General features: G+C 35.6%; 36 protein-coding genes, 1 tRNA gene, 2 pseudogenes and 1 CRISPR repeat array. Of the genes and pseudogenes, 3 read left to right on the top strand and 36 right to left on the bottom strand.

All coding sequences use genetic code 11. From position 1 onward, the window contains the following. On the bottom strand, window positions 1-170 hold a 170-nt coding region (locus G581_RS12475; protein WP_038065927.1), incomplete at its 3' end, for a transposase. 116 nt (window positions 171-286) lie between these two features. After that, a CRISPR array of direct repeats spans window positions 287-773; the repeat unit is 29 nt; unit sequence GTTTCATCTGAACCATGTGGGATATAAAG. A 25-nt stretch (window positions 774-798) separates the two neighbouring features. Between G581_RS12475 and G581_RS0110020 the strand changes: the two genes are divergently transcribed. Both G581_RS0110020 and G581_RS0110015 read left to right on the top strand, forming a co-directional pair. Continuing rightward, window positions 799-1077, top strand: a complete 279-nt coding sequence (locus G581_RS0110020) for a hypothetical protein (protein WP_028845691.1) — start codon at window positions 799-801, stop codon at window positions 1075-1077. A gap of 91 nt (window positions 1078-1168) precedes the next feature. Continuing rightward, window positions 1169-1423 (top strand): annotated as a pseudogene (locus tag G581_RS0110015) (integrase core domain-containing protein); the annotation flags it as partial. On the opposite strand, the pseudogene G581_RS11975 reads toward G581_RS0110015, so the two are convergent. Continuing rightward, window positions 1410-1739, bottom strand: a pseudogene (locus G581_RS11975) (integrase core domain-containing protein); the annotation flags it as partial. The pseudogenes G581_RS0110015 and G581_RS11975 overlap by 14 nt on opposite strands. A gap of 179 nt (window positions 1740-1918) precedes the next feature. On the opposite strand from G581_RS11975, the gene G581_RS0110005 reads away from it, so the two are divergent. Beyond that, complete coding sequence (locus G581_RS0110005; RefSeq protein ID WP_028845688.1) at window positions 1919-2119, top strand: heavy-metal-associated domain-containing protein; 201 nt, start codon at window positions 1919-1921, stop codon at window positions 2117-2119. On the opposite strand, the gene pheT is transcribed toward G581_RS0110005, so the two are convergent. The 34 genes from pheT to tuf all read right to left on the bottom strand — a co-directional run bounded on the left by pheT (window position 2116) and on the right by tuf (window position 20853). Beyond that, a complete protein-coding gene (gene pheT, locus G581_RS11410; RefSeq protein WP_051179217.1) occupies window positions 2116-4194 on the bottom strand; it encodes a phenylalanine--tRNA ligase subunit beta in 2079 nt (692 codons plus the stop codon). The two genes, G581_RS0110005 and pheT, sit on opposite strands and share 4 nt — an antisense overlap. Further along, complete coding sequence (gene pheS / locus G581_RS0109995) at window positions 4194-5201, bottom strand: phenylalanine--tRNA ligase subunit alpha (RefSeq protein WP_028845687.1); 1008 nt, start codon at window positions 5199-5201, stop codon at window positions 4194-4196. The genes pheT and pheS overlap by 1 nt, the downstream gene beginning before the upstream one ends. Next, the gene (gene rplT / locus G581_RS0109990) at window positions 5202-5564 is read right to left on the bottom strand and encodes a 50S ribosomal protein L20 (RefSeq protein ID WP_028845686.1); all 363 of its coding nucleotides are present in this window, start codon (window positions 5562-5564) and stop codon (window positions 5202-5204) included. Between the two features lie 24 nt (window positions 5565-5588). Continuing rightward, window positions 5589-5661: transfer RNA gene (locus G581_RS0109985), tRNA-Asn, on the bottom strand. Window positions 5662-5700: 39 nt separating this feature from the next. After that, entirely contained in the window at window positions 5701-6090 is a 390-nt protein-coding gene (gene rplQ, locus G581_RS0109980) for a 50S ribosomal protein L17 (RefSeq protein ID WP_028845685.1), read from the bottom strand. 5 nt (window positions 6091-6095) lie between these two features. Continuing rightward, window positions 6096-7130, bottom strand: a complete 1035-nt coding sequence (locus G581_RS0109975) for a DNA-directed RNA polymerase subunit alpha (RefSeq protein ID WP_028845684.1) — start codon at window positions 7128-7130, stop codon at window positions 6096-6098. Between the two features lie 31 nt (window positions 7131-7161). Then, entirely contained in the window at window positions 7162-7788 is a 627-nt protein-coding gene (gene rpsD / locus G581_RS0109970) for a 30S ribosomal protein S4 (RefSeq protein WP_028845683.1), read from the bottom strand. Between the two features lie 2 nt (window positions 7789-7790). After that, window positions 7791-8177: a 30S ribosomal protein S11 gene (gene rpsK, locus G581_RS0109965; protein ID WP_028845682.1), complete on the bottom strand. Its 387-nt coding sequence runs from the start codon at window positions 8175-8177 to the stop codon at window positions 7791-7793. 24 nt (window positions 8178-8201) lie between these two features. After that, complete coding sequence (gene rpsM / locus G581_RS0109960) at window positions 8202-8567, bottom strand: 30S ribosomal protein S13 (protein ID WP_028845681.1); 366 nt, start codon at window positions 8565-8567, stop codon at window positions 8202-8204. A gap of 14 nt (window positions 8568-8581) precedes the next feature. Next, window positions 8582-8695: a 50S ribosomal protein L36 gene (gene rpmJ / locus G581_RS0109955; RefSeq protein ID WP_028845680.1), complete on the bottom strand. Its 114-nt coding sequence runs from the start codon at window positions 8693-8695 to the stop codon at window positions 8582-8584. A 10-nt stretch (window positions 8696-8705) separates the two neighbouring features. Then, entirely contained in the window at window positions 8706-8924 is a 219-nt protein-coding gene (gene infA / locus G581_RS0109950; protein WP_028845679.1) for a translation initiation factor IF-1, read from the bottom strand. Between the two features lie 25 nt (window positions 8925-8949). Then, on the bottom strand, window positions 8950-9699 hold the full coding sequence (gene map / locus G581_RS0109945; protein WP_028845678.1) for a type I methionyl aminopeptidase: 750 nt from the start codon (window positions 9697-9699) through the stop codon (window positions 8950-8952). 7 nt (window positions 9700-9706) lie between these two features. Then, window positions 9707-11014: a preprotein translocase subunit SecY gene (gene secY / locus G581_RS0109940; RefSeq protein ID WP_028845677.1), complete on the bottom strand. Its 1308-nt coding sequence runs from the start codon at window positions 11012-11014 to the stop codon at window positions 9707-9709. Further along, a complete protein-coding gene (gene rplO, locus G581_RS0109935) occupies window positions 11014-11460 on the bottom strand; it encodes a 50S ribosomal protein L15 (protein WP_028845676.1) in 447 nt (148 codons plus the stop codon). The genes secY and rplO overlap by 1 nt, the downstream gene beginning before the upstream one ends. Beyond that, window positions 11457-12002 (bottom strand): 30S ribosomal protein S5, encoded by a 546-nt coding sequence (rpsE, locus tag G581_RS0109930; RefSeq protein WP_028845675.1) that lies wholly within the window; start codon window positions 12000-12002, stop codon window positions 11457-11459. Before rpsE ends, rplO begins: the two co-directional genes overlap by 4 nt. Window positions 12003-12011: 9 nt before the next feature. Beyond that, window positions 12012-12371, bottom strand: coding sequence for a 50S ribosomal protein L18 (gene rplR, locus G581_RS0109925; RefSeq protein WP_028845674.1), 360 nt, complete (start codon window positions 12369-12371; stop codon window positions 12012-12014). A gap of 12 nt (window positions 12372-12383) precedes the next feature. Next, window positions 12384-12926 carry a 50S ribosomal protein L6 gene (rplF, locus tag G581_RS0109920; RefSeq protein ID WP_028845673.1) on the bottom strand — a complete coding sequence of 181 codons (543 nt, stop codon included), beginning with the start codon at window positions 12924-12926 and terminating at the stop codon, window positions 12384-12386. A 10-nt stretch (window positions 12927-12936) separates the two neighbouring features. Next, window positions 12937-13332 (bottom strand): 30S ribosomal protein S8, encoded by a 396-nt coding sequence (rpsH, locus tag G581_RS0109915; protein WP_028845672.1) that lies wholly within the window; start codon window positions 13330-13332, stop codon window positions 12937-12939. A gap of 12 nt (window positions 13333-13344) precedes the next feature. Then, window positions 13345-13530 (bottom strand): type Z 30S ribosomal protein S14, encoded by a 186-nt coding sequence (locus tag G581_RS0109910; RefSeq protein WP_028845671.1) that lies wholly within the window; start codon window positions 13528-13530, stop codon window positions 13345-13347. A 9-nt stretch (window positions 13531-13539) separates the two neighbouring features. Continuing rightward, window positions 13540-14106: a 50S ribosomal protein L5 gene (gene rplE, locus G581_RS0109905; RefSeq protein ID WP_038065914.1), complete on the bottom strand. Its 567-nt coding sequence runs from the start codon at window positions 14104-14106 to the stop codon at window positions 13540-13542. After that, window positions 14106-14423 (bottom strand): 50S ribosomal protein L24, encoded by a 318-nt coding sequence (gene rplX / locus G581_RS0109900; RefSeq protein WP_028845669.1) that lies wholly within the window; start codon window positions 14421-14423, stop codon window positions 14106-14108. The genes rplE and rplX overlap by 1 nt, the downstream gene beginning before the upstream one ends. 13 nt (window positions 14424-14436) lie before the next feature. After that, on the bottom strand, window positions 14437-14805 hold the full coding sequence (gene rplN, locus G581_RS0109895; RefSeq protein WP_028845668.1) for a 50S ribosomal protein L14: 369 nt from the start codon (window positions 14803-14805) through the stop codon (window positions 14437-14439). Then, window positions 14802-15053: a 30S ribosomal protein S17 gene (gene rpsQ / locus G581_RS0109890; RefSeq protein WP_028845667.1), complete on the bottom strand. Its 252-nt coding sequence runs from the start codon at window positions 15051-15053 to the stop codon at window positions 14802-14804. The genes rplN and rpsQ overlap by 4 nt, the downstream gene beginning before the upstream one ends. Window positions 15054-15057: 4 nt before the next feature. Further along, window positions 15058-15258, bottom strand: a complete 201-nt coding sequence (rpmC, locus tag G581_RS0109885) for a 50S ribosomal protein L29 (protein WP_028845666.1) — start codon at window positions 15256-15258, stop codon at window positions 15058-15060. Then, complete coding sequence (gene rplP, locus G581_RS0109880) at window positions 15255-15674, bottom strand: 50S ribosomal protein L16 (protein WP_028845665.1); 420 nt, start codon at window positions 15672-15674, stop codon at window positions 15255-15257. Before rplP ends, rpmC begins: the two co-directional genes overlap by 4 nt. Before the next feature lie 13 nt (window positions 15675-15687). Next, window positions 15688-16338, bottom strand: a complete 651-nt coding sequence (gene rpsC, locus G581_RS0109875) for a 30S ribosomal protein S3 (RefSeq protein WP_028845664.1) — start codon at window positions 16336-16338, stop codon at window positions 15688-15690. A 15-nt stretch (window positions 16339-16353) separates the two neighbouring features. Next, window positions 16354-16695, bottom strand: coding sequence for a 50S ribosomal protein L22 (gene rplV, locus G581_RS0109870; RefSeq protein ID WP_028845663.1), 342 nt, complete (start codon window positions 16693-16695; stop codon window positions 16354-16356). A gap of 2 nt (window positions 16696-16697) precedes the next feature. Continuing rightward, a complete protein-coding gene (rpsS, locus tag G581_RS0109865; RefSeq protein WP_028845662.1) occupies window positions 16698-16985 on the bottom strand; it encodes a 30S ribosomal protein S19 in 288 nt (95 codons plus the stop codon). A 3-nt stretch (window positions 16986-16988) separates the two neighbouring features. Beyond that, window positions 16989-17816, bottom strand: coding sequence for a 50S ribosomal protein L2 (rplB, locus tag G581_RS0109860; protein WP_028845661.1), 828 nt, complete (start codon window positions 17814-17816; stop codon window positions 16989-16991). Next, window positions 17817-18104: a 50S ribosomal protein L23 gene (rplW, locus tag G581_RS0109855; RefSeq protein ID WP_028845660.1), complete on the bottom strand. Its 288-nt coding sequence runs from the start codon at window positions 18102-18104 to the stop codon at window positions 17817-17819. It lies immediately after the preceding gene. Beyond that, window positions 18104-18736 carry a 50S ribosomal protein L4 gene (gene rplD, locus G581_RS0109850; RefSeq protein WP_028845659.1) on the bottom strand — a complete coding sequence of 211 codons (633 nt, stop codon included), beginning with the start codon at window positions 18734-18736 and terminating at the stop codon, window positions 18104-18106. The genes rplW and rplD overlap by 1 nt, the downstream gene beginning before the upstream one ends. A gap of 2 nt (window positions 18737-18738) precedes the next feature. After that, window positions 18739-19350, bottom strand: coding sequence for a 50S ribosomal protein L3 (gene rplC / locus G581_RS0109845; protein ID WP_028845658.1), 612 nt, complete (start codon window positions 19348-19350; stop codon window positions 18739-18741). Continuing rightward, the gene (gene rpsJ, locus G581_RS0109840) at window positions 19347-19652 is read right to left on the bottom strand and encodes a 30S ribosomal protein S10 (RefSeq protein WP_028845657.1); all 306 of its coding nucleotides are present in this window, start codon (window positions 19650-19652) and stop codon (window positions 19347-19349) included. The genes rplC and rpsJ overlap by 4 nt, the downstream gene beginning before the upstream one ends. Window position 19653: 1 nt before the next feature. Further along, a complete protein-coding gene (gene tuf, locus G581_RS0109835) occupies window positions 19654-20853 on the bottom strand; it encodes an elongation factor Tu (RefSeq protein ID WP_028844112.1) in 1200 nt (399 codons plus the stop codon). Window positions 20854-20893: the final 40 nt, after the last annotated feature.

The raw sequence follows: 20893 nt of genomic DNA, 5'->3' as shown, positions 1-20893 counted from the left end.
CCTGGAAAACTATTTGTGCCTTCCTGTAAGTACTTGCTCCTCCATTTGCATAATAAATGGTAAGGAACCCCTAAATCTTCTGAAATCTCTTTTACTGTCTTTGTAGAATCTAAAGTAAGTTCTACTGCTTCAATCTTAAATTCTTTTGTGTAAACTCTTCTTTTAATCATCGTAATTCTCCTTTCTACTTATTTTTATAGTTGCCTTATCTTTTTGTCTACTAAATTGTAGCAAGTTCAGGGATATAAAGTACGTAAAAAACATTGATTACAATGGGGTTACATATGTTTCATCTGAACCATGTGGGATATAAAGCATAGGTTTGTGGGTAACAATCAGTAACCTCATCTGCGTTTCATCTGAACCATGTGGGATATAAAGGGAGCATTCTCCATATTTCATTTCTCATCTTCTGTAGTTTCATCTGAACCATGTGGGATATAAAGTTCATAATTTGTTGGGTTGTCATTGTCTAGCGAATACGTTTCATCTGAACCATGTGGGATATAAAGGCACTGTGTTCACAAATACCTTCATCGCCTCTCTACGTTTCATCTGAACCATGTGGGATATAAAGAACATTGAAGAGATACAGAGACCCAAAAATGCAATGGGTTTCATCTGAACCATGTGGGATATAAAGTTTGATGCAGTAATGGCATATGGGTTGCCATATAGCGTTTCATCTGAACCATGTGGGATATAAAGTATATTTGTCAAAAATGCTTCTGGGCTTGATACATTGTTTCATCTGAACCATGTGGGATATAAAGGAATTAAACAAAAGGGGGTGAGATTATGAAAAAGTTATTCTGGATAATTTCAGCGATTATTATTTTATGTTTGCCCGAGTTTTCTCTGGCAGGAGAATATGAATGGGGGTCAGGTTACTATAATGGTAAATATTTTTATTGGCAGAAACAGCGTCAAACTTCTGACGATTTAGAAAATATAAAGAGCATGCACGAAATTCTCAATCCACCTGATACGAGAACCTATGGCGATGATATCCATCTTCCTAAGGGTTATGGAGAAAGCGATTATCCTAAACTTAGCAATCCGTTCTTAGAAGAATAGTAATACATAGCCATGTGAGGAGAGTAACTTTGTATAGGTTTCATCTGAACCATGTGGGATATGTAATTTTGCATTGAAAATTTTCCCATATGGAATGAAACAGAGCATGAGTGGTAAAGGAGATTGTTATGATAATGCTGTAGCTGAAAGTTTTTTTAAAACATTAAAAACAGAACTTATTTATCTAAAGAAAGGTGGTTATAACTCTAAAGAAGATGCCAGAAGGGAGATTTTTGAGTACATAGAATGTTTTTACAACTCTAAGAGGCTTCATTCTGCTCTTGGATATAATAGCCCGAGAGAATATTTAGAAAAATATTATAGAGGTTATTTCAAATGTGCTTAACTTTGTGTGGAAAAAATTGTTGCAATTCCCGTATTATTTCATCCTCCTTTTGTTTGTTTATAATTCTATCAGTGTACACTTCCTCTGGTGTTCGATATCCCAGGGATTGATGAAGCCTCTCAGTATTATAAAATCTGAAATAATTATCTAAACCCTCTTTAGCTTCTTTCACTGTATCATAGCTGTGCATATACACCCCCTCGTATTTTACTGTTCTCCATAGCCTCTCTATGAAAATATTATCAAATACTCGACCTCTTCCATCTCTGCTGATTTGAATTCCTGAATTCTCCAGCTTCTCTGTAAACTCATTACTCCATTCTTTATAAATGGTAAGAGTTACAGGATAAAACAGCTTTATGAGAAAATAGATGTTGAAAAAAAATAAATTTTTTTGTTAACTAAAAGGGTGGGTCAAAATTCATGACAAAAACGGGTCAATTTTCATGAAAATTTACACATATTTTACTTTCAAATTTATTGCAGGAGGGCAAAATGAAAGAGATGAAAATTTTTATTGAAGGGATGAGCTGTGCACACTGCGTTAAAAGAGTTTATCAGGCTCTTAAAAATGCAGATGTTGAAGAAGCAGATGTGAAAATTGGAGAGGCCAAAATTGCGTTTGATGAAAACAAAACAAATATGGAAAAAATTGCGAAATCAATTGAAGAAGCAGGTTATAAACTAAAAAATTAAGCTCTTAAAACAGCTCCAGTTTTATTAATTAGCATGTTAATCAATTGAGAGTGAATAGTTTCGACTTCCTCCGCTGTAAGTGTTCTGTCAAAAGCTCTATATATAACTCTAAAAGCTATACTTTTACTGCCTTCAGGAATTCCTTTCCCCTGATATACATCAAATAAAAATACATCCTCAATAAGTTCACTACCATATGAATTTATAATATCGAATATTATCTGAGAATCGAAATCAGCTGACACTATAATGGCTGTATCTCTTTTAATAGGAGGATAATTTGAAAAAGGCGCATACGTTACTTCCTGTTTAGCCAGTCTGAATAAGTTATCAAGATCAAGTTCTGCCATGCATATAAATGGCTTTGTTTTGAAATCAAATTTTGAAAGAATTTTTGGTGATATAACACCAATAAAGCCAATTTTTTCGTCTTGTATTACTATATCTGCTGACTGGCCAGGATGTAAAAATGATTCAGATGATCTTACATATCTGACATTACGTAGTTTTAAATGTCTCACAACTCCATCAATTAAACCTTTTAATGCATAAAAATCATATGGGTCATCTTTAAAAACAGATTTAACTTCTTCCTTTTTGGTAATTATCCCAAGATGAACAGGCTCTTGAGGAAGAGGTGTTTTTTCATCAGCTATAAATATCTTTCCTATCTCAAAAAGTTTCAGAGTTTCTATACCACGAGCGGTGTTTCTTTCAGTATTTCTTAAGAGATTTGAAAGAAGCATTGTTCTCATTATTGATTCTTCCTGTTTTAAGGGATTCATAAGCGAAATATAGTGCCTTCTCATATCCTCTTCAGGAAGTTCAAATAAATCAAGATCATCTGGAGACATGAAGCTAAAGTTAACAGCCTCACTGTAACCAAGCCCGATCATGTAATCTCTAAATTTAGAAAAAAATTGTCTCTTCTTTGCCAGTTCATGATTTTCTGTAACGAACTTAAACAATGAGGGTAACTGAGAAGGGACTTTATCATATCCATATATTCTTGTGACTTCTTCAGCTATATCCTCTTCAATTGAAATGTCCTGTCTATGTGTTGGTGCTTTTGCAATATAAAAATTATCCTTTTTTTCAACATCTATTTCAAGAAGTTCAAGTATTCTTAAAATTTCTTCATCTTTCAGATTGATTCCGACAAATCTACAGATTTTTTCAGTGTTGAATGGGATTTCTATTTTAGGAATTTTTGTTGGATAAACATCAATAGCTTCATAAATCCTGCCACCAGCGATTTCCTGAATAAGACAGGCAGCTCGATCAAGAGCTTCTTTGAGGGCTTCTATGTCCGTTCCTCTCTCAAATCTATAGGAAGCTTCCGTTTTAAGACCAAGCCTCTTTGAAGTCTTTCTTACGGACTCTGGTTTAAAGTAAGCACTTTCAATAATTATATTAACTGTTTTCTCAGTTACTTCAGTATTTGCACCTCCCATAACACCTGCAATTGCAATAGGCTTCACTGCATCCCATATGAGTAAATCATCAGTGGTTACTGTTCTTTTAATACCATCAAGAGTGACAATTTCCTCTTTGTTTTTCCCTGAAATAGTTTCTGGAGTGCCCACTCTAATACGCTGTCCTTCAATAAAATCAAGGTCAAAGGCATGCAGTGGATGACCGTATTCAAGAAGCACATAGTTGGTAACATCAACTACATTGTTTATTGAACGAATACCAGCTTTTTCAAGTCTGCTCTTAAGCCATTTTGGCGAAGGAGCTACTTTTAAATCTCTTATAATTCTTCCTGCATATCTAAAACATAATTCAGGATTTGCAATGGAAATAGCAAATCTATCATCTCTGAGTTCTTCCTTAATCTTCGTTGTAGGTTTTTTAAGTTTTAATCCAAATATTGCCCTAATCTCTCTTGCAATACCTATAATACTTAAACAGTCTGATCTGTTAGGAGTCACTTCAATATCAAGGACTTTATCGTCATTATATTCTTCAATAGCACTAACTTCAAGACCTGACATTGTAAGTGAACTGGCAACTTCGTTTAAAGTTATACTTCCTTCGATATATTCTTTTAACCAGTTGAAAGGAACTTTCATTAAAACTGCCTCAAAAATCTGATATCATTTTCAAAGAATAATCTTATATCATCTATGCCATATTTAAGCATTGTTAGCCTTTCAACTCCCATTCCAAATGCAAAACCTGTATACTTACCGTGAGGGTATCCTGCAAATTTAAAGACATTAGGATGAACCATACCCGCACCAAGTACTTCAAGCCATCCTGTCCCTTTACAAACTCTGCACCCCTTCACACCGCAGATAATACATCCTATATCTATCTCTGTGGAAGGTTCTGTAAATGGGAAAAAACTTGGTCTGAATCTCACAGGAATCTCTTCCCCGAAGAGTCTCCTTAAAAAATAAACCAGCATGCCTTTTAAATGCGAAAAAGAAACTTTTTCATCAACCATCAAACCTTCAACCTGATGAAACATTGGAGTATGCGAAACATCTGAATCACATCTGTACACTTTCCCAGGTGCTATAAATCTCAAGGGCGGATTTTTCTTTTCCATAACTCGTATTTGAATAGGTGATGTGTGAGTTCTTAAAACAACATCTTCACTCACATAAAAAGTATCCTGCATATCTCTGGCAGGATGATTTTTGGGAATGTTTAATGCTTCAAAGTTATAGTAATCAAGTTCTACTTCTGGACCCTCTTCAACTGTAAAGCCAAGTTCCCTGAAAATATCTACTATTTCAAAGAGGGTCTTGTTTACAGGATGACTTCCTCCAAAATAGAAATCTTTTCCTGGTAGAGTTATATCAATATATTCTTTTTTTAAAGCTTCAGATATTTCTTGTTGTCTTAGTTGTACTTCTTTATTTTTAATTGTTTCTTCGACAAAATTTTTAAGCTCATTTAAAAATATTCCTTGGACTTTTCTTTCTTCAGGAGAAAGGCTTCCTAATTGTTTTATTCTTTCTGTAATCAATCCCTTCTTGCCAATATATTTAGCTTTAAGATTGCTAAGTTCCTGAATATACTTGATATTGTCTATCTCGGCAAGAAAAGTTTGCTTTAAATTATCTTGCATTTACACAGATTTTACAAATGGTTTTACCTTTTCAACAAGTTCTCTGAAAGCATTAATGTCATTATAAGCAATGTCAGCAAGAACCTTTCTATTAAGAGAAATCTCTGCTTTTTTCAGTCCATTAATAAATTGATTATACGTAAGCCCAAACATTCTCACTGCTGCATTAATTCTAGTAATCCACAGAGATCTGAAATCTCTCTTTTTAAGTTTTCTGTCTCTGTATGAATGACCGAGTGCCTTCTCAACTGCTTTGGCTGCAACCTTATAAGAACGATGTCTTCCGCTATAATAACCCTTTGCCATGGATAAAACTTTTTTATGAGACCTTCTTGTTTTAAATCCACCTTTTGCTCTTGGCATTTATTCCTCCTATAAAAATTTAAACTCCTGGGGAGGGATTCGAACCCCCGACCAAGTGGTTAACAGCCACCCGCTCTGCCGGCTGAGCTACCCAGGAATTAATTAAAATTATCAAAATTAAACAATATGTGTCAAATTAATCTGTTGTTTTCTTTTCTTTTTCTGGCTTTTGATAATCAACAAACTCTAATATGGCCATTGGTGCACTATCTTTTACCCTGAACCCGGTTTTTACAATCCTGACATATCCACCATTTCTTTCTGCAAAGCGTGGAGCAATTTCTGTAAAAAGCTTTCGTACCAAGTCTTTATCCGGTAAATAGCTCAATGCAAGTCTTCTTGAATGAAGATCTCCCTTTTTTCCAAATGTTACAAGTCTGTCAACAAGTTCTTTTACTGCTTTTGCTTTTGCAACTGTTGTTTCAATCCTTTCATATTTAACAAGAGAGGTTAAAAGCCCTCTTAAAAGAGCTTTTCTCTGATTGGCTGTTCTTCCAAAATGTCTTCCAGAAACTCTATGTCTCATTACAGTTATCCTCCCTTTTCAACTTTTTCCTTAAACTTTTGCATCAAATCAGGACTTATTCTCATTCCTAATTTAATACCCTGTTTTGCTAAAACCTCTTTTATTTCTTCTAGTGAACGTTTACCAAAATTTTTTGTTTTTAGAAGTTCTCCTTCTGTTTTCTGAATTAGTTCAGCAATGGTATTTATTCCTGCACTTTTTAGACAATTATATGCTCTAACAGATAACTCAAGGTCTTCGATTGGTTTAAAAATATTTTCACTTAATGAATCAAAATTTAAAACTTCTTCTATGTCAGTAGAATTTTCTTCTATATCTGTATTCCGTGCTTCTGATTCTTCAAAAAATATTAAATGTTCAAAGTGTTTAATCAGTTTACTGGAAGCTTCGCTAATTGCTTTCTCTGGAGTTATACTAGCATCTGTCCATATTTCTAAAATAAGCCTATCATAATCAGTAAGCTCTCCAACCCTCGTCTTTTCAACTTTGAAATTCACTTTTTTAACAGGGCTAAATATAGCATCAATAGTAATGGCATCTACGGGTAAATCTTCATCTTTAATTGCATCTGAAGACACATATCCTCTACCTGTTCTCAGGTAAAGATACATTTCCAGCATTGCATCTTGGTCCAGTGAACAGATATACTGTGACTCATTCAAAACCTCATAAGTTCCATCAGTTTGAATATCCTTTGCAGTAACATCAGCTGGACCTTTGATTTTAATGGTAGCTATTTTTTTATCAGTATCCTGTGCATAATATTTAAATCTCAGTTTTTTAACATTTAAAATAATATCCAGAATGTCTTCTTTTACACCTTTTATAGAGCTAAATTCATGAACAACACCATTTATTCTTATTGCATAAACTGCTGCACCATCAAGAGAAGAAAGAAGAACTCTTCTCAATGAGTTTCCCAGTGTTATTCCGTATCCTCGTTCAAGGGGCTCTATAATAAGTTTTCCATATGTGTCTGTTAGCGTTTCCTGATCAAATTCAATTTTTTTCGGCATTTGAAATTCGTTATATAAATTCATTTACTGCCTCCCAATTTTATCACTTTACAAGTTATTTAGAATAAAACTCTACAATTAACTGTTCTTGCACCGGAAGCTGTATTTCTTCTTTTTCTGGAAGTCTGACAAATTTCCCTTTCATCTCTTCAATATTTATCTCTATCCACACAGGCAATCCTCTTTGTTCAGCCAATGCGAGATTTTCTTTAATTGCCTCCAATTCTCTACCGGCTTGAGTAATATCAATTATATCTCCAGGCCTTACTAAATAAGAAGGAATATTCACTTTTTTACCGTTAATCATAAAAAATCCATGCCTTACCATCTGTCTTGCCTGTCTTCTGTTTATAGCAAATCCCATTCTGTAAATCACATTGTCAAGCCTTCTCTCAAGTAGTTTTAACAAATTCTCACCTGTGACACCTTTCATCTTTGTAGCTTTTTCAAAATAATTTTTAAATTGCTGTTCCATAATACCATATATTCTTTTTACTTTTTGTTTTTCTCTTAACTGTAGTCCGTAATCAGATAATTTGCCTTTATTATGCCCGTGTTGTCCAGGTGGATACTTTCTTCTCTCAAAAGTACACTTTTCCGTATAACATCTCGTACCTTTGAGAAACATCTTCATGTTTTCTCGTCTACACAGCCTGCAAAGTGATCCTCTATATCTTGCCATATTTAAACCCTCCTTCTCTTTGGAGGTTTGCATCCATTATGAGGCACAGGTGTTATGTCTTTAATTAAATTGATTTCAAGGCCTGCAGCCTGTAAAGATCTTATTGCAGTTTCCCTGCCTGAACCAGGACCCTTAACTAAAACGTCTATCTGTTTCATTCCCATATCTATAGCTTTCTTTGCAACTGTCTCTGCGGCTATCTGGGCAGCATAAGGAGTACCCTTTCTTGATCCTTTGAACCCACAACTTCCTGAAGACGCCCATGCAACAACATTTCCCTTAGAATCTGTAATAGTTATAATGGTATTATTAAAGCTTGTTTGAACATAAGCTATACCATAAGGAATATTTTTTTTGACCTTTTTTATGCCTTTTCTCTTCTGAGCCATTAATCTATATAACCTCCCGCATTTTTATTTTTTCTTAATAACCTTTCTTTTTGAACCCTTACGAGTCCTAGAATTTGTTCTCGTTCGCTGGCCTCTTACAGGTAAATTGGCCATATGTCTCAAACCTCTATAACAACCTATATCTATTAATCTTTTAATATTCATAGAGATTTCTTTTCGCAGTTCACCTTCGACTTTATAATTCTTCTCTATTTCATTTCTAATTTTCACTATTTCTTCATCTGTCAGATCTTTTACTCTTTTATTCGGGTCTACGCCAGTTTCTTTTAAAATCTTATCTGAAAGGCTTCGACCAATACCAAAAATTCTTGTTAATCCTATCTCCACTCTTTCATTTTTTGGTATATCAACACCTGCTATTCTCGCCATATTATACTCCTTTCTTAACCCTGTCTTTGTTTATGCTTAGGATTCTCACAGATAACTCTTACAACTCCCTTTCTTTTAATTACCTTGCACTTTGAACAAATTCTCTTTACTGAGGCTCTTACTTTCAATTAACACCTCCTATTTAAATCTGTAAATTATTCTACCCTTTGTAAGATCATAGGGAGATATTTCAACTAGAACCTTATCACCTGGTAAAATTTTTATAAAATGCATCCTCATTTTTCCGGATACGTATGCAAGTATAACATGGCCGTTGTCAAGTCTTACTCGAAACATAGCATTTGGCAATGCTTCCTCAATGGTGCCCTGCATTTCTATATGTTCTTCTTTTGGCATATAACTAGTTAATATATCTATATTTTTATAATTTAGTCAAGATTTGAGGTTCATTATCAGTAATTGCAATGGTATGTTCAAAATGAGCAGAAAGAGAACCATCCTTTGTAACTGCGGTCCATCCATCAGCAAGAACCATTACTTCATATGTTCCAGCATTAACCATTGGTTCAATTGCCAATGTCATTCCTTTTTTAAGTTTTGGACCAACACCCTCTTTGCCAAAATTTGGAATCTGAGGCTCTTCATGAAGAGACATTCCTATACCATGCCCCACAAAAGCACGAACAACAGAGAATCCATGGTTTTCAACATGTTTCTGTACAGCATGTGATATATCACCAATTCTCTTGCCTGGCTTTGCCTGTTCAATTCCTTTATATAAAGCTTCCTGAGTAATCTTAAGTAATCTTTCAGCTTCTTCAGTAATTTTACCGATTGGATATGTATAGGCTGCATCACCGTAAAAACTATCACAAAGAACACCAACATCTACGCTTACTATATCTCCATCTCTAATGAAAACTTTTTCTGATGGTATTCCATGAACAACCTGATTATTTATAGAAATACATGCACTCGCAGGATATCCTCTATAACCTCTAAATGCAGGAATTCCTCCCATTTTAATTGTCAGATTCTCAATAAATAAATCTATCTGTTTTGTTGTCATATCCTGTTTTATATACGATTTAAGTTCTTCAAGAATTGTTGCAACAATATAGCAAGCTTTTCTCATTTTTTTTAATTCTTCAGGATTCTTTATTATAATCACTCTGCAATTAGTCCTTTCTGCCCTTTATTCTGAATTTTTTAAAGAATCCTTCATAAGACCTGCTTATCATGTGCGTTTCTATTTGAGAAACTGTATCAAGAGCTACTCCAACTGCGATAAGAAGCGATGTGCCTCCAAAATAAAAAGGCACTTTAAATTTAGCAATAAGAATTTCAGGCAAAACGCAAACAGCACTTAAATAAATAGCACCAATAAATGTAAGTCTTGAAAGTACTCTATAAATATACTCCGATGTTTTCTGTCCTGGCCTTACTCCTGTAATATATCCTCCGTTTTTTTGAAGATTGTCAGCAATTTCAACAGGATTGTAAATAACAGCAGTATAAAAATATGTAAAAAAGATTATTAAGCCAACATAGAGTAACGCATGAAGAAAACTACCTGGAGCCATCTGTTTTGCAAGAGCCTGAACCCATGGTACAGCTATGAATCCAGCAATAGTTGCAGGAAACATAAGTACTGATGATGCAAAAATCGGCGGGATAACTCCAGCAGAATTAATCTTTAATGGAAGATATGTTGTATATCCGCCATACATCTTTCTTCCAACAACTCTCTTTGCATACTGAATTGGAATTCTTCTCTGTGCTCTTTCAATAAATATAATTCCTGCTACAACTGCAACCATAATAACTACTAAAGCGAGCACGAAAAATATAGATAACTCACCTGTCTTAACAAGATTATATGTGTAAAATATTGCATTTGGGAATCTAGCAACTATTCCTGCAAATATAATCAGTGAAATACCATTTCCAATGCCTCGTTCGGTTATCTGTTCGCCAAGCCACATTAAAAAGGCAGTTCCTGCTGTAAGCGTGATCATCGTTACAATTCTGAAAGACAACCCAGGCTCTTGAATAAACTGTCCACCACCCATGCTCTCTAGCCCGATAGATATCCCAAATCCCTGAATCGCCGCTATAACAATGGTAGCATATCTTGTATATACTGTTATTTTTTTTCTGCCTTCTTCTCCTTCTTTAGCAAGTTTCGCAAGTGATGGAATAACAACAGTCAAAAGTTGAAAAATAATTGATGCACTTATATATGGCATTACTCCAAGAGCAAAAATTGTAACCTTGGAAAGGGCACCACCTGTAAAAATATCAAAAAAGCCCATCACTGCTCCACCACGTTCAGTTAAAAACTTGCTAAGTGCCTCTCCATCTATTCCTGGAGTTGGTATATGAGCACCTATCCTAAAAACCGTGAGCATTGAAAGAGTAAATAAAACTCTTGCTCTTAATTCTGGGATTTTTAAAATATTTCTAACTGCGGTAACAAGTCCCACTATAGAACCTCTACCTTACCACCTGCAGCTTCAATTTTTTGTAAAGCAGATTTACTTATGGCATGCGTTTTAATAGTAATTGATTTTTTAATTTCTCCTGTTCCAAGCACCTTCAGCCCGTCTTTTAAATCTTTTATAATACCTTTCTGTAACAAAATTTCTGGAGTAATAACCCCTATATCTTCTTCAATCTTATTTAAATCTGCAAGATTGACTATTGCATACTCTTTTTTAAATGGAAAATTTGAAAATCCGAGTTTCGGAGTTTTTCTCTGAAGAGGCATCTGACCGCCCTCAAAGCCTGGTCCTTTTGTACCTCCTGAACGAGCTTTCTGCCCTTTTAACCCTTTAGTTGCATATCTACCATGACCTGAACCCAATCCCCTTCCAATTCTTTTAGGTTTTTTCTTGCTACCTTGAGCTGGTTTTAGTTCATCTATTTTCATGAAATTTTTTCCTCCTCTCCAACTACTTGATTTTCTTCAGATGTCTCTATCTCTGATGGTTTTGATCTTAGTCTGGACACAGAAGAAGGTTCTTTTAACCAGGTTAGTGCTCCTATTGTTGCCTTAACTGAATTAAAGGGATTGTGACTCCCAAGAACCTTTGCAACAATATCCTGAATTCCAGCAACTTCAAAAACTGCTCTTGCAGGTCCACCAGCTATTATTCCAGTTCCCTTTGGTGCAGGATTTATTACTATTTTTGTAGCACCATATTTATACTCAACTCTATGAGGAACTGTTGTGTCTTTTAAAGGAAAACTTACAAGATTTTTTTTGGCTTTATCTATAGCTTTTTTTATGGCATCAGGAACTTCTGCAGCCTTTCCCTTCCCTACGCCTACAACTCCTGCTTCATTCCCTACTACAACCAGAGCACTAAATGAAAACCTCCTTCCACCTTTAACAACTTTGGCAACTCTATTTATATAAACAACTTTGTCTTTAAGATTTAACTCGTTAGCATTTATTCTTTCCTGCTTCATTACTCCTCCCTAAAATTGCAATCCTTTTTCTCTCGCAGCATCTGCAAGAGCTTTAACGCATCCATGATATTTATAGCCAGCTCTGTCAAACACCACTCTTGTTATACCAAGTTTAATAGCTTTTTCAGCAATTAACTCTCCAACCTTTTTAGCAAACTCTTTATTTCCTTTATGACCCTGTAGCTGCTTTAATTCTTTATCTAAAGTCGAAGCAGATACAAGAGTATGACCCTTTGTATCATCAATGATCTGTGCATATATAGAATTTAGACTTCTAAAAATGCAGAGTCTTGGCCTTTCAGAAGTTCCGAAAACCTTTTTCCTGATTCTTTTACATCTTCTATCTCTTAATTCATTCTTATCTCGCAAATCTAAACCTCCTTATTTCTTTCCAGTTTTTCCAGGTTTTAATTTTAAAACTTCATCAACATATCTAATACCCTTGCCCTTATAAGCATCTGGAGGTCTAATAGCTCTGATATCAGCAGCTACCTGTCCAACAAGTTGTTTATCTATGCCATGCAATGTAATAGTTGTCTGCTTTTCATCAACAGTAGCTTTAATACCTTCAGGAAGAATAAACTCTACAGGCTGTGAATATCCAACATTAAGCATTAATTTGTTATCACTTACCTGCGCTCTGTAACCAACACCGTAAATCTGAAGTACTTTTTTAAATCCGCTCGATACACCAGTAACCATATTGGACACAAGACTTCTTACAAGTCCATGCAATGCTCTGTATTTGGTAATATTAGAATCTCTGGTAACAAGCAGAGTTTTATTGTCAATGTTTATTCCTATTCCATCGGGTAATCTATAATCTAACTGACCTTTTGGACCCTTAACAATTACTTCTCTATTTTCTACTTTTACATCGACATTATCGGGTAATTGAATTGGTTTCCTTCCTATTCTTGACATTCTATCACCTCTACCATATATAGCATATTACTTCGCCACCGACCCCTTTCTGTCGGCATTCTTTATCAGTCATGATGCCATGGGAAGTGGTCAATATAGCTATTCCAAGTCCTCCCATTACATGTGGAATTTCATTTTTACTAACATATACTCTTTTGCCTGGTTTACTAATTCTTTCAAGGTTTGAAATTATAGAATCTCCTTCTGCTGCATATTTAAGATTTATTCTTATAATACCCTGTTTTTTATCTTTAATTATTTTGTAAGACTTAATAAAACCCTCTTCCTTTAGAATTTTGGCAATTTCAATTTTCATTCTTGAAGCGGGAATATCTACCTTATCTGTCTTTACTCTTATTGCATTTCTAATTCGAGTTAGCATATCTGAGATTGGATCAGTTATCATCCTATCACCCCTTTACCAGCTTGCTTTTACAACTCCAGGGATTTTCCCTGAGTTGGCTAAAAATCTAAAACAAATTCTGCAAACACCGAAATCCCTTAAATATCCTCTTGAACGTCCACAAATCTTACAACGATTCCTGACTCTGACTTTAAACTTAGGTGGATATTTTGTTTTTTCTATTTTACTCTTTTTTGCCACGATTCCTCCTTATTTTCTGTATGGCATACCAAATTCTTTTAATAAAGCTAAAGCTTCTTCATCTGTTTTCGCAGTTGTACAGATAGTTATATCAAGTCCATGTATCATTTCAACCTTGTCATAATCTATTTCTGGAAATATAAACTGCTCTTTTATGCCAAAAGAATAGTTTCCTCGTCCATCAAAAGATTTCGGCGAAATTCCTCTAAAATCTCTTATTCTCGGCAAAGCAAGAGAAATTAATTTATCTAAAAATTCATACATTCTTTCTTTTCTCAATGTAACCTTACACCCTATTGGCATACCCTTTTTCAATTTAAAAGCTGCCAGAGCTCTTTTTGATTTTGCAATTAAAGGTTTCTGCCCCGTTATTAAGGCAATCTGCTTTTCAGCTGCGTCAAGAAGTTTTATATTCTGAATAGCCTCTCCTAAAGTAACATGAACTATAACTTTTTCAACTTTTGGGACTTCCATTATGTTTTTATAGCTAAATTTAGCCATTAATGCAGGAATTATTTCTTTTTCATATTTTTCTTTAAGTCGAGGCTTATATTTATTCTTCACTTCAACATTCATCAATCAATAACCTCCTTACACTTCTTGCAAATCCTGACTTTTCTAGCATCTTCTAAAATTCTTGCTCCTATTCTGGTAGGTTTATCACATTTAGGGCATAAGAGCATCACCTTTGATATATGAACCGGAAATTCTTTTTCAATAATTCCACCTTGTGGATATTTGCGAGAAGGTTTCTGATGTTTCTTTATAATATTAACCCCCTCGACAACAACTTGTTCTTTTTTGGGCATAGTTGTAAGAACTCTGCCCTTCTTGTCTCTATCCTTACCTGATAAGATTAAAACTGTATCACCTTTTTTAATTCGTAAACTCACTTTATTCCTCCACCTAAATAACTTCCGGTGCAAGAGAAACTATTTTTGTAAACTCTTTCCATCTTAACTCTCTTGCAACAGGACCAAATATTCTTGTACCAATAGGTTCAAGTTGATTGTTTACCAACACAACAGCATTCTGATCAAATCTTATATAGGAGCCATCAATTCTTCTCACACTTCTGCGCAACCTGACAATAACAGCTTTAGCAACAGAACCTTTTTTTATATTGCTATCAGGTAAGGCTTCCTTAACACTTACAACAATAACATCGCCTAAATTAGCATATTTTCTATTTGAACCTTTTAAAACTCTTATACACTGTACTCTTTTGGCACCTGAGTTATCAGCAACCTCAAGAATGCTTCTTGGTTGAATCATTGACCCTCGCCCTCCTTAATAATTCTTAAAACCTTCCATCTCTTGTCCTTGCTTATTGGTCTGCTTTCAATTATTTCAACCACATCCCCAATCTGACACCTGTTTTCTTCGTCATGTGCTTTGTAATTTTTTCTTGTTTTAATTGTTTTTTTGTAAAATGGATGCTGAAATACTCTTTCAACTGCAATAACCACTGTCTTGTTCATTTTGTTACTTATAACTGTGCCTTTTAATATCTTCATCGGCATATTTTTAACTCCTTATACCTCTTTCTTTTTCAGTAATAATTGTTAATATTCTTGCAATTTCTTTTTTAACAGCCTTAACTCTCTTTACATTCTGAAGTTCGCCCTTTGCAATCTGGAATCTAAGATTGAACAACTCTTTTCTCAACTCTTTTTCTTTTTTTCTCAACTCTTCTATTGAAAAATTTCTTATCTCCACAGCCTTCATACAAAACTCTCCTGCCTCTTTACAAATTTTGTTCTAACAGGAAGCTTATGCGATGCAAGTTCGAATGCTTCCTTTGCAACTTCTTCTGATACACCAGATATTTCAAAAAGAATCCTACCTGGTTTAACAACAGCAACCCAGAATTCTGGATTACCTTTTCCTTTACCCATTCTTGTTTCAGCAGGCTTACGTGTAATAGGTTTATCAGGAAAAATTCTAATCCAAAGCTTACAACCTTTTTTAGCCTGTCTCATTATTGCAACCCTTGCAGCCTCAATCTGTCTTGCTGTAATCCATGCAGGCTCTAAAACCTTGAGCCCATATTCACCAAAAGAAACAGTTCCACCTCTGTAAGCTATACCATTCATTCTACCTTTTTGCATTTTACGAAATTTAACTTTTTTAGGAGCTAACATAACTCATTCCTCTCTATAAATTGTAATTTATATACTGACCTGGCTGAACTTCACCTTTAAATATCCATACTTTAACCCCGATTATACCGTATGTGGTATTTGCCTCTGCAAAGCCGTAATCAATGTCTGCCCTGAAAGTACTAAGAGGAACTCTTCCTTCTCTATACCATTCAGTTCTGGCTATCTCTGCGCCAGCTAATCTTCCAGCGCATGATACTTTAATACCTTTAGCACCAAATCTTATAGAAGACGCTACCGCTCTTTTCATGGCTCTACGATAGGCAACTCTTTTTTCTATTTGAAGTGCAATGTTTTCAGCAACTAATTGCGCATCAAGCTCGGGTCTTCTTACTTCTCTTATTTCAATATTTGCCTGTTTACCAGTTTCTCTCTCTACTTCTTTTTTTAATTTATCAACCTCTGCTCCTTTTTTACCTATGATTATTCCCGGTCTTGCTGCATATATTAGAACTCTAACTTTTTCTCCTACCCTTTCTATCTCAATTCTGGATATTCCAGCATGATAAAGTTTATCTTTCAGTGTGTTTCGAAGTTTGAGATCTTCTATTAGCTGGCCAGCATATCCTTTTTTTGCGAACCATCTGCTTTCCCATGTTCTTATTATGCCCAATCTGTTGCCTATTGGATTTATTTTTTGACCCAAATCAACACCCCCGATTTAATTTTCTTCGATTCCAACATATATTACAATATGTGAAGTTTTCTTTTTGATAACATTTCCTCTTCCCATTGCTCTTTGTTCAATCCTTTTCATTATAGGGCCTTGATCAATACAAGCTTTAACTATTCTAAGTGCATCAATATCTATTCTTGGATTTTTCTGTTCCGCATTTGCTAATGCTGACCTTAAAACCTTTTCGATTATACGTGCACCTCTATGAGGCATATATTTTAATGTCAATAGGGCTTCTCCAGCTTTTTTGCCACGAATTAAATTCATAACCCTTCTTGCTTTAGTTGGAGTAATACGAGCATATTTTAATATAGCTCTGGCTTCCATATTTATTTCCCCTTAACCTTTTTCTTTTCTTCAGAGCCAGAATGGCCTTTAAAAGTTCTTGTAGGTGCGAATTCTCCAAGTTTATGTCCTATCATATTTTCAGTGATATATACTGGAATAAACTTCCGTCCATTGTGAACAGCAAATGTAAGACCTATAAATTCAGGAACAACTGTAGACCTTCTTGACCATGTTTTTATAGGTTTTTTATCTCCTGATTCCAATGCTTTTTTAACTTTTTCCATAAGTTTTACGTCCACAAATGGACCTTTTTTAAGCGATCTTGGCACCTTTTACCTCCTTGACTCTCGCCGCTTTATTATAAATTTATCAGTTCTCTTGTTTTTTCTTGTTTTAATACCTTCTGGTTTACCCCAAGGTGTACAGGCTGGCCTTCCACCTGAAGCTTTTCCTTCTCCTCCACCTAAAGGATGATCAATTGGGTTCATAGCCACACCTCTTACAGAAGGTCTTCTTCCAAGATGTCTTGTTCTACCAGCTTTTCCAATTATTACATTTTCATGTTCAAGATTGCTTATCTGCCCTATTGTAGCAAGACAATTAACATTTATAAGCCTCACTTCTCCTGATGGAAGTTTAATATGGGCATGCTTACCCTCTTTAGCCATTAGCTGAGCTACAACTCCTGCGCTTCTAACAAGCTTACCTCCTGCGCCAGGATAAATTTCTATATTATGTATCATTGCTCCTAGAGGTATTTCCCTAAGTGGCATGGCATTGCCAACTTTTATATCAACTCCAGAGCCACTCATAATTGTATCTCCTACTTGCAAACCATCAGGAGCAAGAATGTATCTATACTCTCCATCAATATATTTTAAAAGTGCTATTCTTGCTGACCTATTTGGGTCATATTCTATACTGACTATTTTAGCTGGAATATTGTGCTTATCTCTTTTAAAATCTATAATCCTATAAAGCTTCCTATTTCCTCCGCCCTTTAACCATGAAGTTACTTTACCCTGATTATTTCTACCCTTTCTTTTTTTTATGCATAAAGTAAGGGGTTTATATGGCTCATCTCTTGTTATTTCACTGAAATCAGGGTAAGTTACAAATCGTCTTCCTGCTGAAGTTGGTTTACATCTTCTTATACCCATTTATACACCCTCTATTAGATCTAATTTTTCCCCTGCTTTCAGGGTAATTATTGCTTTTTTAGCTCTACTGGTCTTTGTAAAATGAAGTCCGACTCTTTTGACTCTCGATTTTACATTAATAACAGCTACTGTCTCAACTTTTACCTTAAATATCTCTTCAAAAGCTTTTTTAATCTGAGTTTTATTTACACTAGGATGAACTTCCACAACAACTTTATTTGTATGTTCTTTAAGATTCATCGCTTTTTCTGTAAAAACAGGTTTTTTAATTATATTATAAATATCCATCAGGAAACCCCCTTAATAGCAAGCAACTTATCCAGTCCTGGAACTGTAAATAATATTTTTTCAAATAATGCTAGATGATAAGCATTTAAGTCTTCTGCCCTTACTATACCTAGATAAGGAATATTCCTCGCAGAAAGAACTATATTTTCATCTTTATGTGGAACAATCATAAGCACAGATTTTCCCTGTAATCCTAAATTCTGTAACATTCCTACCATATCCCTGGTTTTAATTCTTTCAAGGGATAAATTATCAATCAACAAAATCTCATTATCTTTATATTTCATTGTGATAGCCTTAAACAGTGCTGTATCCCTCATCTGTTTCGAAAGCTTAATATAGTAATCTCTTGGTTTAGGCCCAAAGACAACCCCTCCCTTTCTCCACAAAGGAGATCTTATGCTTCCATGCCTCGCTCTTCCAGTATGTTTCTGTCTCCATGGCTTTTTACCACCACCAGAAACCTCAGCTCTTGTTTTTGTAGAATGAGTTCCCTGTCTCTGATTTGCCATATAAGCCACTACAGCTGAATGAACTAATGATTCAGATGCATCGTTATTAAAAACAATTTCAGGAACTTTTTTTGTACCAACAATGTCATTATTAATATTTCTTATCTCAATCTCTATCATGCCTATACCTTCCATATCTGTAAAATTCCATTTTCACCACCCGGAACAGCTCCTTTTATGAGAAGCAAATTCTGCTCCGGAACAACATCAACGATTGTTAAATTTTTTATGGTAACCCGCTCATTTCCCATATGACCAGCCATACCTAAACCTTTCCAAACTCTTGATGGATACGAACTAGCACCAATAGAACCAGGAGCCCTATTAAACATGGAACCATGTGTATCAGGACCGCCCGCAAATCTATGTCTTTTCATAACACCTTGAAACCCTTTTCCTTTTGAAATACCTGTTATACTGACAACATCTCCTTTCAAAAACACATCAACAGTAACCTTATCTCCAACATTAAGTCCTGTCATTCTAAACTCCCTTAAGAATCTGCATGCAGGAATGCCGGCCTTTTTAAAAATTCCAATAACAGGTTTTTTAATATTTTTTTCTTTTTTTACTTCCTGAAAACCAAGTTGTACAGCTTCATAGCCATCTTTTTCTTTACTTCTTACCTGTACAACCCAGCATGGGCCCGCTTCGATTACAGTAACAGGTATAAGTCTACCTTCCTCATCAAATATTTGGGTCATTCCAACTTTTCTGCCTATAATTCCTTTCATAGCTTTATCTCCACATCTACCCCAGCAGAAAGCTCTAGCTTCATGAGAGCTTCTACTGTATCAGGGGTGGGATCATGTATATCAATCAATCTTTTGTGAACTCTTATTTCAAACTGCTCTCTTGATTTCTTATCCTGATTTGTTGCTCTTAAAACTGTATATCTACTTATCTTAGTTGGTAAAGGCACAGGACCAGATATCCTGGCACCTGTCTTCTTGACAGTATCCACTATTTCTTTAACAGACTGATCAAGAACTCTATTATCATAAGCTCTTAATTTTATCCTGATCTTTTGGTCCATTTTACTCCAGCACCTCTGTAACCACACCTGCACCTACTGTTCTTCCACCTTCTCTTATCGCAAACCTCAATCCCTCTTCCATCGCTATCGGCGCTATTAACTCAGCTGTTAGATTCACATTGTCCCCTGGCATCACCATCTCTACTCCCTCTGGTAACTTTATCACTCCTGTTACATCTGTCGTCCTGAAATAAAACTGAGGCCTGTATCCATTGAAAAATGGCGTGTGCCTCCCTCCTTCTTCTTTCGTCAATACATACACTTCTGCCTTGAACTTAGTATGCGGCGTAATGCTTCCAGGCTTCGCTAACACCATGCCCCTCTCTACTTCTTCCTTGCCTATCCCTCTCAACAGTACCCCTATGTTGTCTCCTGCCCTTCCTTCATCCAGTATCTTTCGAAACATTTCTAACCCTGTCGCTACTGTCTTCCTCGTCTCCCTTAACCCTACTATCTCTACTTCATCTCCTACTTTGATTATCCCTCTGTCTACTCTGCCTGTTACTACTGTCCCTCTTCCTGATATCGTAAATACATCTTCTATCGGCATTAAAAATGGCTTGTCTACTGGCCTCTGTGGCTCTGGTATATAGCTGTCTAATGCATCCAGTAACTCTTGTATTGCTTTGTATTCCTCTGCATTGGGATCTTTGCTGCTACTTTCCAATGCCTTTAATGCACTCCCCCTTATTATCGGTATCTCATCCCCTGGAAATCCATACTTGCTCAATAGCTCCCTTACTTCTAACTCCACTAAATCCAGTAACTCAGGATCATCTACCATGTCTGTCTTGTTCATAAATACTACTATGTATGGTACCCCTACCTGCCTCGCTAATAAAATGTGCTCCCTCGTCTGCGGCATCGGTCCATCATTCGCCGCTACTACAAGTATCGCTCCATCCATCTGCGCTGCACCTGTTATCATGTTCTTTATGTAGTCTGCATGCCCAGGACAGTCTACATGCGCATAATGCCTCTTGTCTGTCTCATACTCTACATGCGATGTGCTTATCGTTATTCCCCTCGCCTTCTCCTCAGGTGCATTATCTATCTGGTCATAACTCTTAAAGTGCGCCATGCCTTTTAAATCCAGATACTTCGTTATCGCTGCCGTCAATGTCGTCTTGCCATGATCAATATGCCCTATCGTACCTACATTTACATGCGGCTTCTTCCTCTCAAATTTTGCCTTTCCCATTTCCTTCCCTCCTTATTAAATCTTTTCAATCTCGTTAAAC

Source organism: Thermodesulfovibrio thiophilus DSM 17215 (genome assembly GCF_000423865.1).
Classification (GTDB): domain Bacteria; phylum Nitrospirota; class Thermodesulfovibrionia; order Thermodesulfovibrionales; family Thermodesulfovibrionaceae; genus Thermodesulfovibrio; species Thermodesulfovibrio thiophilus.
Note: the sequence above shows the minus strand (reverse complement) of the source record. Positions and strands in the feature narration are given on the sequence as shown.